Origin of the sequence: Ectopseudomonas oleovorans, assembly GCF_029845265.1 — a bacterium.
Taxonomy (GTDB): Bacteria; Pseudomonadota; Gammaproteobacteria; order Pseudomonadales; family Pseudomonadaceae; genus Aquipseudomonas; species Aquipseudomonas oleovorans.
The window spans coordinates 57,731-73,723 of record NZ_JAOCLK010000011.1 but is presented as its reverse complement, the minus strand read 5'-3'; the positions used below and the strand labels follow the sequence as shown (position 1 = coordinate 73,723).

The window sequence follows — 15,993 nt, the reverse complement described above, 5'->3', positions numbered from 1 at the left end:
AATGAGCTGTACATATGAAAGAGAGGTTGCCATGCGCACTATCAGCTATACCGAAGCCCGGCAGAACCTGTCGGCCACCATGGTGCAGACCGTCGAGGATCGCGTGCCTACCCTCATTACCCGCCAGAACGGCGAGGCGTGCGTGCTGATGTCGCTGGAGGAGTACAACGCGCTGGAGGAAACGGCTTACCTGCTGCGCTCGCCGGCCAACGCGCGCCGCCTGATGGATTCGATTGACAGCCTCAAGCGTGGCCAGGGTGTCGAGCGGGATATCGCCGAGTGAAGCTGATCTGGTCTGAGCAAGCCTGGGACGATTATCTGTACTGGCAAGAGGCGGATAAGCGTATGGTCAAGAAGCTCAACGAGCTGATCAAGGAGACCCGCCGCACCCCTTTCGAGGGCAAGGGCAAGCCGGAGCCGCTTCGCCACAACCTGGCGGGCTTCTGGTCGAGGCGGATCACCGCCGAGCACCGGTTTGTGTATTCGGTGACGGACGAGGCGCTGCTGATTGCCGCCTGCCGTTATCACTATTGATGGCCGGAGACAGCCGGCCCGGTGAAGGAGCTGCACCGGTTGTGCCGGCTCCATGCGGGAGGAAGGCTTTTGTGCCTTTTGGCCTTTTCGGATAGGGCCTTTGACCCTTGAGCCTCTTCCCTTGTCGCAACCCCTTGAGGCCCTTTGCCGTTTCCCTTTGAAGGCAGAGGCAGCAAAGGCCCAGGGCAAGGTTGCTGAGCCAGCGAGGTATCCATCATGCCGCAGCACGACACACAGAGGCCGCGCACTGCCTGGAAACTGGGCCAGTGGCTGGGGAGCGGCTACCGGGCGTTCCTGCGCCAGGAGGCCCGTTTTGTGGCCTGGCTGACCGGGCATGGCGTGCCGCGGACGCTTGCTCGTATCCTGCCCTGGGCATTCAGGATCGTCGCCGTGCTGGTGCTGCTGTACCTTGCGTTCTGGGTGGCCCTGGTGTTCCTGGGCGCTGCGGTGTTGGCGCATGCAGGCCGTAGCACTGGTGCCGATCATGATCAGGACTGGGTAATTCCAGACCCTGACGAGCACATGAAGAATCCGGGCTACGACCCGAATCTCTACAACGACCCGCCAGATCCCAGCTACTACGATCCCCGATACGACAAGGACTAGATGCGGGCTATTTCAGCGTACCGCCAGACATTGCTGAGGCCCCCTTCGCGCCGGCCTGCCCGGCACCGCTGGTTCCGTCATTCAGTCCTTTCAAGGCTCCACCTGCGCGTACGCCCACCCAGCCCAATGCGGCAACCCAAAACGTCGGCAGCACAATGAACATGGTGCCCATGACGAAATTCAGCAGCATGTCGCCGAAGGTGTTATCCAGCCCCATCATGATGTTGAAGTTCATGTGCGGCCGGTTGAATCCCATGCCCCAGCCATACAGGGCATCGAGGATGGTCGAGTCGACCCAGCGGGCCAGCTCGAACCAGAAATCGACGAAGTACAGCGCGAAGTAGACGCAACTGATCGTGACGAAGGCGCGGATATCGTAGGTGGCCAGGGTGAACAGCAGTGGCGTGCTGATGATCAGCGCCATCTTGAGCAGCGACATCACCATCGGCAACGCCTGGCGCACCACGTCCATCGCCGGGAAATAGGCCAGGCTGCCCACCGCCATCCCCACATCGCCGGCGGCGCGGGTGACGATGTTCGGCAGCGTCTTCTCAATTTGTCCGCCGTAATCGGCGTAGACGTTGCCCAGATTCATTTTCTGTCGACCCGGGGCGGCAATGGCACGCACCACCGAGTCATCTACTTCGGTGCGGCTCAGAAAACCGGCCCAGCCCGCAATCCGGCTGAGCAGGCCGGGCTCAACCTGCTGCAGCAGGCGGGCTCGCAGGCCGTTGCCGGCATCGTTCCACCACTGGCTGCAGGTGGGGTAGCCGGCACCGCTTGGCACCTGGGCCAGGCCAGCGTCCCGGTCACTGTCGTAGGTCCAGCCGTCGCGTGGGGTCTGGGCGCGATAGGTGTCGTAATAGCCTGCAGTGTCGGTGAAGAAGCGCGAGCCAATCCAGGTCACGTCGTGCATCTGGTTGTCGTCGAGATCGGGGCGGCTCATGAACAGTTTGGCGCGTGCCGGGCCGTAGCAGTCGTGGGTGAAGTCGGCCACTTCCTGCGCGAGAACCGGGTCGGCGATGCGAGTGGCGTTGATCTCCATGCGCATTTGCCGCAGGTCAGTACCACAGGGAATTGCGGCCACTGAGGCGCCGGTCACCGCCCGCGACAATGCGTGCATGAATACCCACCACACCGGAACCTTCGCGCTCTGGTTGTTGAGGGTCGTGAAGGACTGGCTCCAGCCGGTATCGGTGGGCAGCGGCACGTTCACCTGGCACTGGGCCGAACGACTGGTATCGAACTTGATAGTCGCCAGATCTACGTCGATGGTCGGCACGCAGGCGAACATCACCACGACGATGGCGACCCAGATACGGTTCTCGATGCGTTGAGACGACAGGATGCCCTTGTTGCCCTCGTCGGCACCCTCGGTTCGCACGTTCAGCCACTCGCCGAGGATGATGGCCAGGAACGGCAGCGCGATCACTCCGCTGGTCACCACGATGGCCCAGATGCCGTTGTGCACGATCCAGGCGACGAGCGTCAGGTAATACTCCAGATAATCGGTTGTCAGCAATGTCATGGCTCGTCACCAGCCTTAGTGCAGTCGCAGCCAGTTGCTGGCTTCGGACAGGACGATGGCGAGCACGCCCAGCACCTCGACCCGGCGCAATTGCCGGTGTGATTGCGGATCGCGCGCCAGGCGGCGCCGACGTACCCAGGGCCAGACGGCAAGGACGGCGGCGTACAGGCACAGGCGCCAGACAAAGAAGTGCCCGGCGTGATCGTCGAGCCACTGTTGCCAGTTCTCGATACCGCCCAGTAAATGGATGCCGGCAAAGGCGACCACGAAGGCCAGGACGAACAGGCTGGCGACCAGCAGCGCCATGATGATGAGCAAGCGACGCAATGGCCGATCAGGCTTGGTGGGTGAGAACGGCGAGGGCATGACAGTTTCTCCGGAGCAAAGGAACGCTCCGGGCAGTTCATGACAAACCGCCGTGTTCTTCGACAAACAATGCGGCATTCACCCTCACCGCATTGCCGCCCAGGATCTGTCATGCCTTGCGGTGAAACTCAATGGCATGGTGGCGCAGTTCAAGGTGTAATGCTCGCTTTGCGATTTAATCTGTATAAAAATACAGAGAATTGCAGCAGGCCCGATAAGCAAGCCGTCTTCGGAGTGAGTTGTCATTTAATGGCAGCGTTGCTCTTCAGGCGGCTTTTCTTTCGGGTCGGTATAACATGTAAAGGAGCATTGATTGGACGCGTTTGTTACCTGGGTCAATAACCCACTTGTACAAAGTGCCGTTATTTCCCCACTTGTGGGCGCCATATTGGGGCTGCTATTTGGCGGATTCAACAACACCCCTTCGCCTGCGGCACCTGTCACAGTGCAGCAGACCGTTATCACCTTCAGGCAAACGGTCGTGGTGAATCAAGGCCGGGGAACATCCTCTTCTTCGGACGACGTGTGGGCTTACCTTGGCGCACTATTTCTGGTCGTGGCCGTTGTCATCTGGGGATATAGCCGTTACGCCAGTGACATCCTGCACTATTGGCTGAGTGGGGTGTTTTCCTGCACGGCGTTTATCCTGGCAGCTGGTTTGGCCTCTGCCATCCGGGGGCAATACAACAGCGCGGAATGGGGCTGGTACATCTTCACGCCCCTGGTTGCCGTGGGCGCCTCCATCTACCTGACCGAACTGGCGCAAGCAGGCATTATTGCCGGCGCCCGTGAGGCGGCTTTCCGCTACGGGATCATTGATTACTATTTTGATGTACTGGAGGACGAGCACCGGATCTGGATACTGTCTCAGCTCTTCGGGGTCGTGATGGGGATCGGCGCAACGCTTGCTGCGGCACTCCGATCGCTACATTACCTCGCCCTGATGAACCAGCGGGCCAGCGGCACGCTGTCCTCGCTCTGGTTTGCCCTGGCCCGGTACACCCGGTTTTCCGCTCGTATCAGCGGTGTCGTGCTGCTGATCATGCTGCTCGGTGCGGCCTACTTCATGCTCTCGGGCCAGGCGTATGAACTGTGGATGCGACGAGGCTAGCCGGCGACTAGCGCCCCACATACAGCGTGACGATCTGGGGCCGTTCATGGCCGAGTTCATGGCTGATAATCTGGCGAGCCTGCGCATCGACCTGGCGCTGGGCCGGGGTCAGGTCGCGCGCCGTCGGCCCGCCCGCAGCCGGCGCCTGCCAGCCGGTCAGTGCCTCATATCTTGCCTGGGCATACTGATGACGTAGGCCGTGCATATTGCTCAGTCCTGCCGCCTTGCACTGGCCGTCATACACGTGCTGCTGCTGGATATAGGACTTGTGCGCCGGGATCAGCGAACCGGCGCCCGCCAGCGTCCGGGCCGCATCGAGCACCGTCCGTTGCTGCGGCGTGGTGATGGGCACACTGCGTGGTTTACCGCCCTTCGTCCATGATCCTTTTAGCGCTATGTGGTCGCCCCGGTCTGCCCAGGCCGGCTGGAACTTGATGCACTCCTGGCGGCGCAGCCCGAAGGCGGCCTGTAGGCGCAGGCTCATCTGCACATGCGCATCGCGGATGGCCTCCAGGCGCTCGTCCAGGGTCTGTGCCTTACTCTGGTTGGTGCTGTACTGGCGCTCAGGAATGCCGAGCTGGCGGTTGTCGGCAGGCAGAAGCCCCCCTTTGCCGATCTTCTCGGCCCACCAGCGCAGATGGCTCAGGCGGTTTTTCAGGGTGCCGGTCGACAGCCCCTGTGCCTGCCACTGGTTGAGCAGCGCATCGACGTGCTTGCCCTTGAGCGAGCGAGCCTGCATCTGGTTGAACCCCGCGTCACGCAACTGGCGGGCCATCAGCGTCAGGGAGCGCTGCCGGTCGGCCTGTGTGGCGAAGCTGCCGTCACGGTTGCGTCGGCACAGCTGTTTCAGCGTCCAGGTCAAATCATCCACCGCCTGCCTCCTGTGTCCTGGGTGTAGCGTCATGCTGAGAACTTGATCGGTTAGTGTTATTGCCAACTCGCTATGGCGAGATCCCCGAAGGGCGAAGGGTCTGGGTGCTCAGCACACCCGTTGCCTCGGTATGAGGCGTCCGCCTTGCTTCCTGTGGGAAGACCGGGCAGCCAGTCATGGTGCGTAGTGCATGGATAAACCTCCTGTGGATGGGATAAGGGACAGCTCCCGGCTGATGACGACAGCGGGCATGGGACAAACAGGCAGCAGGACGCTGCGGCGGATGGGACGACGCCGGATGGCTTGATGAGAACGGTGGCTCACCCTGTTGCAGGGCGGCGCGCGAACGAGCCTGGCGCACCTGGGGTGGCTTCATCCTTGCGGACAGGCACTTGCAGAAGCCGGTGCCTTTGGGGTGGCCGGATGGGTACGGCCCGCGCAATGACGGCGCATGGAAACTGCGCCAGCATGTCCGGCGTTGTACCTGCCGGTAGGTCACTGCCGGGACAGTATCGCCCGGCCATCATCATGTGCGACAGAGACAATGCGATGCTGCGCCAGCCCGTATTGTTGCTGCAGTTCGCCGTGTCGTCACTGCGGTGTGCAGTGACGACCCGGCAGCCGTACGTTGCCCGATCTGGCGCAGGCAATGAGCGTTCATGTGACCGCCGTCTTGCTCGGTTAGTCGCGGCGCGGGGCCTGTTCCCGATGGCTGTGCCACTGACGCGGCCTGCGGCCTTGTCGGCTGCCCGACCCGTCAGGCCATCAGGCCGCCCTGCCTGGTCAGGCAGCGCCAGGGTTTGCGCCTGCTCATGCTGGATCAGGCTGCCACCCTTTGTCCTGCATGAGCCGGGCGGCAAGCTCACTGGCATCCGTGGGCTTGCCCAGCATGCTGCGAATGTTGGCGAGGTGTGCCCTGACGACTTCCGGGGCTGCGGGCTTGAACGCGGGGGACGGTGGTGCAGTCGGCTGAGTGGCGACCACGGCGGGCTTTGCCGGGGCGGGAGGGCTGGCAGGCTGACGCAGCCTGCGACCCGCCCAAAAACGGAATTCTCCGGCCAGTACCCGCTTGATCAACCCGAAGAAATAGGCGATGGCATTGCGTACCACGCCGCTCTGACTGCGGGCCTGCAATTCATCGAGGACATCCTGACGCTGTTGCTCAGGCAACTGACGCAGCGCCGCCTGAATATCCTGTTGCTGCCTGGGCTTGACGCCGATCAGGCAGGGTGGCAACTGCACGGAACTGGATTTTTCGTTTTCGCCCGCGCAGTACGTACTTTTTTTATACTTATACAAACTATACGTAGGCGCAGAATCCTGAATGGTCTGCCGGGCGCGATGGTTCTGTGGCAGAACGGCCATTGGATTGGCGGATGCGTTGGCTGGTTCTTCCGGGGCGTCGGTATCCGCAGGTTGAGGCTGCCCGGTCGCCGTCGATGCCGGTGGCGGCGGATCGTTATGATCGTCGTCAGCGACAGGGCCGGGCTTTTCATCCGTCATCGTGGCCTGGATGTGGCTGGCTACCCGTGATACCTGATTGTTTTCGTGGCGTTCTGATTCGTGTAGCAAATCCGGCAGGCTGGCATCAAGTTCGCAGGCCTGGGCAAACCTGAGAGGGTGGTCGTGTACCTGGTACAGCTCACTCAATACATGGCCGGTCAGTGGGTCGCGGTGTTGGCCGATCAGGCTGATCCAGCCGGTCAAGCGCAGCACCACCAGTACGCGCCAGGCGGTCTCGTAGCCAGCACGCTGGCCCAGCGGGATCGAGGTGAGGTAGCGGCGCAGTTGTCCAAGATTCGCCAGCGGACTGAGGCCGTCAGCGGCACGCAGCATCCGAAGCACCTGCCAGCCATTGCGTTCAAGGGGCGTCAGGCGGGTGTCGAGCATCAGGGCGGTAGGAGTGCCAAGTAAGGTCTCGCCTGCAGAGGCGTTGCTGTGAGGGTGCGTCATGTCAGTTCTCCAGAATGGCAGGCGGGTTCGCCCGATGCCCTGCATCTCACTGGAGTTCTGTTTTCATGTCAGGCAACAATAGGTTCTGCGGCACAACCCTATTTCATACCGCCGTCAGACTGTGGCCGCTGACGTTCGGTGCGCGACGGCGGGGCCTTTCCGATGCACTCGGGCATGAACAGGCAAAGCAGCATTCACGCGGTTACAACCGCTTGACTCACACATTCAGGCCAATAACAAAAGTCAGGGGTACAGTCGGATAATGGGAGGGTGAGGCCGTTGCCTGGCTTGCCACAACGACCAGGCTTGTTGCTCGGCAAGATACTGGCGAGCGCTGCCCAGTCCAGCCAGTTCCAGTCGGTGCGCGAGTTCGGCACGGACAGGCAAGCGGCCATTCAGTACGGCACGCAGATGGCGGGGGCTGAATCCCAGGTGGGTAGCCAGGGCATCGGCGTTGATGCCCAGCGCTGGAAGTACGTCAAGGCGTAGTGCTTCGCCTGGGTGAGGTGGATTGTGCATGGGGATAACGTTCTCCGGCTTCCAAGCAGAGGGACAAGCGTTATGGATGCGCACGTTGCTCGGTTGGACGATAAAAGCCTGTTTTGCTTATCCGGTTATCATTGTGCCTTAGAAAGTCCAATCGCTTTCTCCAGGACGGCTTGCAGCATTTCCTGCGATGACTGACCTTCTTTGAAGATGCTTTCAGAGAGTTTCTCGGTGTCTTCCTCGGTTGCTTGTTTGATTAGGGCGAGCGGTCCCCATTGGTCTAGTTGTTCTTGGTACAGGCTATCGATGCTGTCCCTGTGACCATCCGGGTAGGCCGCCTTTTCTACCGGAGGCAGATCATCGAAGTAGTCCAGAATGCTTTTGAAAAAAATCACGGTTATCGCCACCATTTGTTAGTTTGGCTGACAGGCTGGAGAAATATGCTTCATCCTGCTTGCTAAGTTCCCCATAAGCGGCATATCGTTCTGCTTCTGTGTAAGTTCCCGAATCATCATAGACAATGGCGCTCAAATCATTTCGAGCCATGCCTGCGAACGGATTGGAAAGATGCTTGGGCGGGGATTGGGATAGCCCGATGGCCCAATCCAGAGACTTCTGGCCTAAAGTCAATCGAGCGGGATCGTCTGTTTTTGGAAGTAAGTCGTCTTTGTTATAGCTCCCGCCTGCAATAAGGTGTCCGAAATTATAAATATCCTTCTGTCCTTTTGCATATAGGCTCTTCAACTCGCTTTGTGACATGGATGTCTGTCGCTCGATAGCACTGCTTTGAATATAGCGTGCCTGAGCGGAACTGGATATTGAAACGGTTGCGGCAGTGCTTGAGTTGGTGTTTTCAGTAGTGGACTTTGTAGTGTTCTCCGATCGCAAGCCTTCCTGAGCAGGCGCTTTTGCGGGAATGCTCGTCTGATAAGATTTGATCGAGATGTTCATGGTTTATTGTGCCTTAGAAAGCCCAATCGCTTTCTCCAGGACGGCTTGCAGCATTTCCTGCGATGACTGACCTTCTTTGAAGATGCTTTCAGAGAGTTTCTCGGTGTCTTCCTCGGTTGCTTGTTTGATTAGGGCGAGCGGTCCCCATTGATCCAGCTGTTCTTGATACAGACTGTCGATGCTGTCCCTGTAACCATCCGGGTAGGCTGCCTTTTCTACCGGAGGCAGATCATCGAAGTAGTCCAGAATGCTTTTGAAAAAATCACGATTATCGCCACCATTTGTTAGTTTGGCTGACAGGCTGGAGAAATATGCCTCGTCCTGCATGCGGAGTTCTGCTGAGGCAGCATATCGCTCGGCCATGGTGTATGTTCCGGAGTCATCATAGACCACGGCACTCAGATCATTTCGGGCCATTCCAGCAAAAGGGTTAGAAGCATTCCCCGGGGGGGATTGATGAAGGGAAATGGCGTATTCCAGAGATTTTTTTCCCAGTTCCAATCGTGCGGGATCATCTGTTTGTGGTAGCAAATCATCTTTATTGTAATTTTTGCTGCCGAGAAGTTGGCTGAAATTGTATATATCAGACCATGTACTTGAGTGTAGCTGCTTTAATTCACCTTGCGACATGGCAGCTTGGCGCTCGGTTGCGCTGCTCTGGATATAGCGGGCTTGTGCGGAGCTGGATATTGAGACGGTTGCGGCAGTGCTCGAGTTGGTGTTTTCAGCGATGGACTTTGTAGTGTTGTCCGAACGCGGTATTTCCTGGGCAGGCACTTGTGCGGGAATGCTCGCCTGATAGGATTTGATCGTGATATTCATAGCAATACTCCAAAAGCCGGAGATAACAGCATAGCTATCCCCGGCCAGAGAGCCTAGAGAAATGCCGAATTACTTGATTTCAAATTCGACTGTATAGTTGTACGGAAGCCCAGCTTGGGCCGCAGTGATGTTGGCATTACAGGTGGCGCGAGTGGTGCCAATGCTGGTGCCGGTCTTGGTCCAGCTCGGTACTTTGGTGCTTGGGTTGACCTGGTGCGATGCCGCAAAACGGCATTTCTTGTTGCCGGAAGCGTAGACGAAGCGCATGCCAGAAACCGTATCTGCAACGCTGGTCAGGTAGAAAGTTGTTGTATTGGACGGCAGGATCGAGCCTGGCGTCGGCGAGACGCTACCTGAGAAGTACTCGTAAGTGTATGCTGCTTCGGTGGTGGTGGAGTTTTTCACCTTAACGGTGACAGTAGTATTGGCCGCGTGGGCGGTTGCGACCATCGACGCGAAGAGAGCGGCTGCTCCGAACAGTTTAGCGAGTTTCATAAAATGTCCTTTTAAGTTGATAATCTCTACAGCGCTTGTCCCTCAGCATTCAGGCAAGTACCTGACCTGCCAGGTCTCCCCGGCAGCGGAAGAACATCTAAATTAACGGCGGTAAATGAGAATTCTTTAGCTTTCCTGGCTGTTTTTTCTGCATTTTTTTGCGTAAGTTTTCGTCGTGCTCATGGCGCCAGAACATACCCTGCCTGCAACCCTTGCACCTCAACGCCCTGGGTGATCGCCTGTCCAGGCACGGCAGGAACATTCGCTGGCGTTGCGCCTGCTGTGGCGCGGAACATGACATAAGTTGAACCGTTATTGTCCGTCGCCAAAACCTGGGGCGGAACCACGATGCCCTGCTCGTTGCGGTAGAGGATGACCGCCAGCCGGACGCTCATATCCAGCCTGACCTGCGCGGCTTCGGTCTTCGGCGTATCGAAATGGGCATCATTACTTCATTGCAAGCGCTGCCACCTTCACTAAATCTTCTTTGCTTAAGTTAAGGTCTTTGGTAACTTTTGCCAGCATTTGATTTGCATCTGCCAACGCTCCAGATAGCGCATTGATCATTGCCTGGCTCTGCGCAACTTTCACCTGTCGCGTTTCGTCGCTAAGGCTGGCATCGTTCATGATCTGTTGGAGTTTTTCCTGTTCAGCCTTGAGCTTTTCTTTAAGGTCGCGGATCATTTTCAGAATGCGCTGCACTTCATCGGGGAGGCCGCTATTTTCAATGTCGTCGTATTTCCCTGATGTTTTCTTGTTGGCTTGCCCAGCCATCATAAGGCCAGCCATTGAAATTTTTACAGAGCCTGCGTCATCTGGCTGAGTATTTCCAAGGGGAGACTGCGCACTGCCCGTTGTGATGGTCTGCGCAGGCTGTACGGACATGATGCCGGTTGACGATGTGATGATGCTCATGCGTCCGTCACCCTTGTGAGACTGCCCTTGAGTCCTGTGGCTCTACGGCTTTTGCCGAACGTTGCGCTTGGGCCATTTGTTCAAGTTGCTTGATCAGTTCAGCAATGTCCACATCTTTAGGAACATTCAGTTCTTCAATGCTTTCACCACGAGATAGGCGCTGTGCCAGCTCAGAGAAATTGACTTGGTAGCTTGATGAATTACCGCTTGAATAGTTGCGATCTTGCGGAGAATAGGTTTCTTTCGCTACAGTAGCCCCGGTAACTGGTGAAGCATTTGCAACAGCAGCGATGAGCTTCATGGAATTGATTGCGCCACCACGACTCCCGTTAAATTCACTTCCGGCATATGTGGGAAGTTGTTTTTGCTGAAAATCCCATTGATTGTATTTTGCGTCTTGATTTATCCCCTTGCCATCAGGGCCAAATTCTACTGAGCCAGATATATATCCGAAATTGACTTGTTCGTAAGTCAGAAGTTTTGCGTCGATAAGCCCTCTGTAAAGAGTGAGCATATCATTGCGGCTGGCATCTTTAACATTGATATCTTTTACTATCTCTTTAAATTTATCATAATCATCCTGACTTAGAACGCCACCCAATACCCCGTTTTGGCTGGTTTCTTTCCCTACTTTTACGGTAAATCCCTCATACTGTTTGGGATCAAGCAGTGAACGGTTCGCGTTGAGTGATAAATTGCCCAGTGCATTTGATAACGGGTTAATTGATGGCATGGTCTATGATTCTCCCTTTGAGTTGCCATGACGCGATTTTGATAGAACTGGGGAGCAGACGATGGCTCCCCAGTTCAGCTTTATTAAATCAATCAAGTGCCAGGGATTGTGAACAGTGGCATACGACCTTCCATACGCCAGTTACGTACTTGAGATGTACCTACGTTCTCGATGCGATAACGGTATTGGCCGGTAGCACTGGGTACGAAGCTCCGATTAACAGTTCTTGCTCCATTACTGGTGGTCGAAGACACGAGAGACCACGACGAACCAGAACGTCGCTCAATGATATGGGCGATCCTGCTCGTCGGGTTGTTGCCGGAAAGGTCTTCAAACTTGAACGTCACCGAGCCAATGCACGAGATGCTGAACTCATACACGTTCTGAGAATCACCTGCAGAAAGGCTTGCCCCGCTGCTGGTGATGTTCATATAAGCGCATGCAGCAGCCGCCATGTTGCTGGTACTCAGCAACAATGCCGCGAATAGCGAGAAGAACAGTTTTTTCATACGATACTCCTTGTGGATGAAATAGCTGAATCCCCTTCGCCCTCGTTCGGCACGGAAAGCTGGTGAAGGGTAACTTCTATAACGGCAGGAAATGAGAATTCTTTAGCTTTTCTTGACTGTTTTTTCTGCAATTTTTGCGTGATTTTTTGCCGTCGCCCACGTTCAGGGCACCAGAACATACCCTGCCTGCAACCCTTGTACTTCAATGCCCTCAGTGATTGCCCGTCCTGGTACAACCGGAATCTTCGATGGCGCTGTATCTGCGGTGGCGCGGAACATGACATAAGTTGAACCGTCACTGTCCGTCGTCAATGCCTGTGGCGGCACCACGATGCCCTGCTCGTTGCGGTAGAGGCTGACCGCCAGCCGGGCGCTCATACCCAGCCTGACCTGCGCGGCTTCGGTCTGCGGCGTATCGACGGCAATCACAATGTCGTAGTGGGCGGCTGCGCCGGGGGCATCCGCCGCGTTGCCCTGTACCGCGATGGCGGCAATACGGCCTGTCAGCGTTATCCCGGCGAAGCCATCGCCCGTGATTTGCACGGGCATGCCCTCGCGTAGCTGATGCAGGTCGGTTTCCTCTACGCGGGTGAGTACCTGGATGCGATCCAGCCCGATTACGGTCAGCAGTGGCGTGCCTTGCGTGACCTGTACGCCAGCCTGCGCGATAAGCGCTTTTCCGCCCTCGGGCACCGATGGACGCGCCACCACGCCAGGAAATGGCGCTCTAAGCACGCGCCGTTCGCTTTGCGCCGTCACGGCCTGATAGCGGGCTTGTGCGTTGGTCAGCTCCATCTCGGCAATCTTGCGTTCTTCGCCCTGGCCGCGAGACTCGGCGGTACGCAGTTCGTCCCGGGCGGCAAGCAGGTCTTGCTGCTGGGTGCGTACCTGCTGCGCCAGCGTATCAACTTCCATGCGGGCCACGATCCCACGCTCGAACAACGCCCGCGTGTCTCGCAGGTTGGCCTGCGTGGCTTCCAACGTTGAACGAGCGGTCTGCACGGCGCGTCGGGCGCGTGACACTTCGGGGCTGCCGTCCCAGTTGCGCAGTTGATGGGCTTCCCGTTGTGCCTTGAGCAGTTCGGCCTGTGCCTGCCGCAACTGGATTTCGATTTGCGCCGGGTCAAGCCGCAGCAGTGTCTGGCCCGCCTCAACGGTTTGACCTTCCTGCACCAGCACGTCCCGAATGACGCCTTCAAACGGCGCGGACAGGGTTTCCTGCCGGGCAGCCTGGATGCGGCCCACCAGGCCCAGCTGCTGTTCCACCAACTGGGGCTGTACCTGCACCCATTGCGCTTGTGGTTGCTGGGGGATGCTGGCGTTGTCGGATTGCCAGAAGGCGGCGGAAGTCGCGGCTGTCAGCAACACGAGTAACGCCGAACGCATGGGGTGGCGGCGGACGTGTGCGATCAGTGGGTCTATCAAGCGATTTTTAATCATTCAGCGATATGTCCCAGCTTTCCAGTGTGGTGCCCAGCGTCTGATCGAGTTCGGCCTGCGCGTTCAGGTAGCTGATCAATGCGTTCAGGCGGGCGTTCTCGGCATTGCGCAGGTCGTTCTCGAAACTCAGCACCTGAAAGTTGCTGGAGCGGCCCACGGTGAGCTTTTCCCGTTCAATTTCCAGCTTGCGGCGTGAAAGGTCGAGCGCACGCTGGGCGATTTCGTACTGTCGCCAGCGGGTGCCAATATCGCGCACCGCATTCGCCACGTCGCGCTCCAGTTGCTGGCGGGCTTCGGCCAGCTGGATTTCCTGATTGCGCACGTTGACCTGGGCCTGTACCTCGGCCTGGCGCGTGCTGAGGTCGCCAATGGGGATTTCGACCTGGATGCCGACATAGTTTTCCCAGGTTCGTGCGGAACCGCTCAGGGTATTGCGGTCGCGTATCTGGCTGGCGCCGCCCACCAGAGAAACGTCCCACAGGCGGTCATTACGCGCTACGGCAAGATTGATGGTGGCCTGTTCGCTGTAGATGAGTTGAGAGAGCCAGGCGGGTTGCAAGGCTTCGGCTTGCCGGAGCGCCTCAGCGGCATTGACGTCCACGCGCCGCGCCTGCAGTGCCTCGGTGGCGACTATCGGCGTATTCAGATTCAGGGCGAGTAGCTGCAACAGGGCAAGCCGTGCGGTATCCGTCTGATTGCGGGCCTCTTCATAGGCCAGTTCCTGTGAGGCGACTTCGGCCTCTGTCTGCACGATTTCAAACTCGGCCATGCGTCCGGCAGCGATCATGGCGCGGTTGACTTCAAGCAACTGACGGGCGCGTTGCAACGATTCCCTGGAAATCTTCAACTGCTCCTGTGCCTGCAGCAGGGTGCGGTAGGACGCAATCACTTGCGTGATGGTCTGCGAGACAGTGGATTTCAGGTTGAGCCGGTTGGCCTGCTCGGATAGCCGCGCCAGGCGCACCGGTGCTGTCGCAATATCCTTGCCTGCGCCGCGTAACAACGGCTGGATCAGAGAAATGTTGGCCCCGTCATTGCGTGACAGCCCGGCCTGGTCGGCCTGCGTATGGCGGTACGTCCAGCCCAGGCTTACGCGGGTGCCATAGGGCGTCAGCAATGTGGTTGTGGGGGTTACGGTGCTTTCCCGGTAACGGTCATCCTGATTCCGGCTGGAAAGATAGCCGCCGCTGAGCACCAGTTTGGGTGTGAAGCGGTCTTCCGCCACGCGCAGGTCGAATTTCTGGGCAATGCGATCGAGATAGGCGCTGCGGATGGCGCGGTTGTCGCGCAGCCCCAGATAGATCGCGTCGCTCAGGGTCAACTCGATGGTCTCGGCATTGAGTGAAATGCTGGCCGTCGTCGATGATGGCTGACCCTGGCGGGTCGCCTGGGATGGGCGCAGCGCCCCATCTGTCCTCGCCTGCGCAACGACAGGGGCCATCAGCATGAGTGCGATGAGGATAGACACTTTACGCATCACGCAACGCCTGTACCGGGGTGAGGCGCGCAGCCGCCATCGCAGGCGACAGCCCGAAAAACAGGCCGGTTGCGATGGCGCTGCCAATACCGAGCGGCAATGCCGCCGCCGAGAATGAGAAGGCAGACCAGCCCGAGTAGTGAACGAAGGCCCAGGCCATGATCAGGCCAACAGCCGCGCCAGCCAGTGCCCCGGTGGCGGCCAGTACAACCGCTTCCAGCAGGAAGAGCCTGGCAATGTCCCTGGGGCGAGCGCCGAGCGCCATACGCACGCCTATCTCACGGCGGCGCTCGGCGACGTTCATCACCATGACATTCATGACGCCGATGCCGCCGACCAGCAGGGCGATACTGCCCAGTCCTGCCAGCAGCCAGGAAAACAGGCGTGACTGTTTCGCCATGCCCTCAAGCAACAGTCGGGGAATTTGCACGTTGACCTCATAGCCGGGCATCCTGCCTTCCACCCATTGCTGCAGGGCGGGGGAGGTTTGCACCAGCGTTGCGCCGTTGGGGTTGCGGGCCAGTACGCTGGTGATCTGCGGACTGGGGATGATGCGTCGCATGCCTTCCAGTGGCAGCAAAATGGCGTCGTCCGGCGGGGCGGGAAGCAATGGGTTCTGGCCTGCGGGTTGCAGGATGCCGATCACCTGAAACAGATAACCGCCGATCTGAATGCGGTCGCCGGGCTGGGCATGGATGCCTGCGTTTTCCCACGCCGCTGCGACATTCGCACCCAGCACCGCATGGGTACTGTGCGTATCGAACTGGCTCAGGAAACGCCCCTGCGCCAGTTGGAGATCCAGCACGCCGGGCAGGTCGGCATTGCTGCCCAGTATTGTTGTACTCAGAGCATGGCCTTTAAGCCGGGCGTCACTACTGGTCAGGATGAGAGGAGCTGCCGCTGTAATGTCGGGGATGGCCTGGCGCAACGCGGCGGTATCCAGTGTGGCGACGTTCGGTAACGCCTCGCTGCGGCCGCTGCCGGGGATCTGCACGTTTGCCACAAGCAGATCGCTGCCCATCCCCTTGAAGACGTTCATGGCTTCACGTTCGGCGTTGTGCCCGATGTTCAGCAGGGCAACGACGGCCATGCAGCCCACGGCGATCCCCAGCAGCGCCAGAACGGCACGGCGACCGAGCTGGCGCAGATTCTCCACGGGTTCGCGCACCAGGTGCAGCCATGAGGGGCCGTAGCCA

At 58.5% G+C, this 15,993-nt stretch carries 20 protein-coding genes; 4 read left to right on the top strand and 16 right to left on the bottom strand.

Annotated features, from left to right (window positions below; all coding sequences use genetic code 11):
- Positions 1–31: 31 nt before the first annotated feature.
- The 3 genes from yefM to N5J71_RS08135 all read left to right on the top strand — a co-directional run bounded on the left by yefM (position 32) and on the right by N5J71_RS08135 (position 1,140).
- A complete protein-coding gene (yefM, locus tag N5J71_RS08145) occupies positions 32–283 on the top strand; it encodes a YoeB-YefM toxin-antitoxin system antitoxin YefM (protein ID WP_075117073.1) in 252 nt (83 codons plus the stop codon).
- Positions 280–534 carry a Txe/YoeB family addiction module toxin gene (locus N5J71_RS08140; RefSeq protein ID WP_075117074.1) on the top strand — a complete coding sequence of 85 codons (255 nt, stop codon included), beginning with the start codon at positions 280–282 and terminating at the stop codon, positions 532–534. The genes yefM and N5J71_RS08140 overlap by 4 nt, the downstream gene beginning before the upstream one ends.
- A gap of 216 nt (positions 535–750) precedes the next feature.
- Complete coding sequence (locus N5J71_RS08135) at positions 751–1,140, top strand: DUF3742 family protein (protein ID WP_075117075.1); 390 nt, start codon at positions 751–753, stop codon at positions 1,138–1,140.
- Positions 1,141–1,147: 7 nt separating this feature from the next.
- On the opposite strand, the gene N5J71_RS08130 is transcribed toward N5J71_RS08135, so the two are convergent.
- Together N5J71_RS08130 and N5J71_RS08125 are read right to left on the bottom strand one after the other, a co-directional pair.
- On the bottom strand, positions 1,148–2,668 hold the full coding sequence (locus N5J71_RS08130) for a conjugal transfer protein TraG N-terminal domain-containing protein (protein ID WP_102053794.1): 1,521 nt from the start codon (positions 2,666–2,668) through the stop codon (positions 1,148–1,150).
- Between the two features lie 15 nt (positions 2,669–2,683).
- Positions 2,684–3,034 carry a hypothetical protein gene (locus N5J71_RS08125; RefSeq protein WP_094267732.1) on the bottom strand — a complete coding sequence of 117 codons (351 nt, stop codon included), beginning with the start codon at positions 3,032–3,034 and terminating at the stop codon, positions 2,684–2,686.
- A gap of 313 nt (positions 3,035–3,347) precedes the next feature.
- Between N5J71_RS08125 and N5J71_RS08120 the strand changes: the two genes are divergently transcribed.
- On the top strand, positions 3,348–4,145 hold the full coding sequence (locus N5J71_RS08120; RefSeq protein WP_102053793.1) for a hypothetical protein: 798 nt from the start codon (positions 3,348–3,350) through the stop codon (positions 4,143–4,145).
- Positions 4,146–4,152: 7 nt separating this feature from the next.
- Here the strand turns inward: N5J71_RS08120 and N5J71_RS08115 are convergent, their stop codons facing one another.
- From N5J71_RS08115 to N5J71_RS08050, 14 genes are all read right to left on the bottom strand, one after another.
- Positions 4,153–5,016: a phage integrase N-terminal domain-containing protein gene (locus N5J71_RS08115; protein WP_094267734.1), complete on the bottom strand. Its 864-nt coding sequence runs from the start codon at positions 5,014–5,016 to the stop codon at positions 4,153–4,155.
- 810 nt (positions 5,017–5,826) lie between these two features.
- Positions 5,827–6,969, bottom strand: coding sequence for an STY4528 family pathogenicity island replication protein (locus tag N5J71_RS08110; RefSeq protein WP_094267735.1), 1,143 nt, complete (start codon positions 6,967–6,969; stop codon positions 5,827–5,829).
- Positions 6,970–7,212: 243 nt separating this feature from the next.
- Complete coding sequence (locus N5J71_RS08105; RefSeq protein WP_094267963.1) at positions 7,213–7,494, bottom strand: HigA family addiction module antitoxin; 282 nt, start codon at positions 7,492–7,494, stop codon at positions 7,213–7,215.
- Between the two features lie 92 nt (positions 7,495–7,586).
- Positions 7,587–7,850, bottom strand: coding sequence for a hypothetical protein (locus N5J71_RS08100; RefSeq protein ID WP_197731401.1), 264 nt, complete (start codon positions 7,848–7,850; stop codon positions 7,587–7,589).
- A complete protein-coding gene (locus N5J71_RS08095) occupies positions 7,813–8,406 on the bottom strand; it encodes a hypothetical protein (protein ID WP_176978485.1) in 594 nt (197 codons plus the stop codon). The genes N5J71_RS08100 and N5J71_RS08095 overlap by 38 nt, the downstream gene beginning before the upstream one ends.
- Before the next feature lie 3 nt (positions 8,407–8,409).
- Positions 8,410–9,228, bottom strand: coding sequence for a hypothetical protein (locus N5J71_RS08090; protein WP_197731400.1), 819 nt, complete (start codon positions 9,226–9,228; stop codon positions 8,410–8,412).
- Positions 9,229–9,297: 69 nt separating this feature from the next.
- A complete protein-coding gene (locus N5J71_RS08085) occupies positions 9,298–9,723 on the bottom strand; it encodes a hypothetical protein (RefSeq protein WP_075123233.1) in 426 nt (141 codons plus the stop codon).
- Between the two features lie 179 nt (positions 9,724–9,902).
- Entirely contained in the window at positions 9,903–10,118 is a 216-nt protein-coding gene (locus N5J71_RS08080) for a hypothetical protein (RefSeq protein ID WP_075123232.1), read from the bottom strand.
- A gap of 52 nt (positions 10,119–10,170) precedes the next feature.
- Positions 10,171–10,638, bottom strand: coding sequence for a hypothetical protein (locus N5J71_RS08075; protein WP_079890275.1), 468 nt, complete (start codon positions 10,636–10,638; stop codon positions 10,171–10,173).
- A 7-nt stretch (positions 10,639–10,645) separates the two neighbouring features.
- Positions 10,646–11,371: a hypothetical protein gene (locus tag N5J71_RS08070; protein ID WP_102053792.1), complete on the bottom strand. Its 726-nt coding sequence runs from the start codon at positions 11,369–11,371 to the stop codon at positions 10,646–10,648.
- A 92-nt stretch (positions 11,372–11,463) separates the two neighbouring features.
- Positions 11,464–11,880, bottom strand: coding sequence for a hypothetical protein (locus N5J71_RS08065; RefSeq protein ID WP_102053791.1), 417 nt, complete (start codon positions 11,878–11,880; stop codon positions 11,464–11,466).
- Positions 11,881–12,042: 162 nt separating this feature from the next.
- Positions 12,043–13,320 (bottom strand): efflux RND transporter periplasmic adaptor subunit, encoded by a 1,278-nt coding sequence (locus tag N5J71_RS08060; RefSeq protein WP_094267737.1) that lies wholly within the window; start codon positions 13,318–13,320, stop codon positions 12,043–12,045.
- Positions 13,313–14,797 carry a TolC family protein gene (locus N5J71_RS08055; protein ID WP_094267738.1) on the bottom strand — a complete coding sequence of 495 codons (1,485 nt, stop codon included), beginning with the start codon at positions 14,795–14,797 and terminating at the stop codon, positions 13,313–13,315. Before N5J71_RS08055 ends, N5J71_RS08060 begins: the two co-directional genes overlap by 8 nt.
- Entirely contained in the window at positions 14,790–15,965 is a 1,176-nt protein-coding gene (locus N5J71_RS08050; protein WP_341794074.1) for an ABC transporter permease, read from the bottom strand. The genes N5J71_RS08055 and N5J71_RS08050 overlap by 8 nt, the downstream gene beginning before the upstream one ends.
- Positions 15,966–15,993 lie beyond the last annotated feature (28 nt).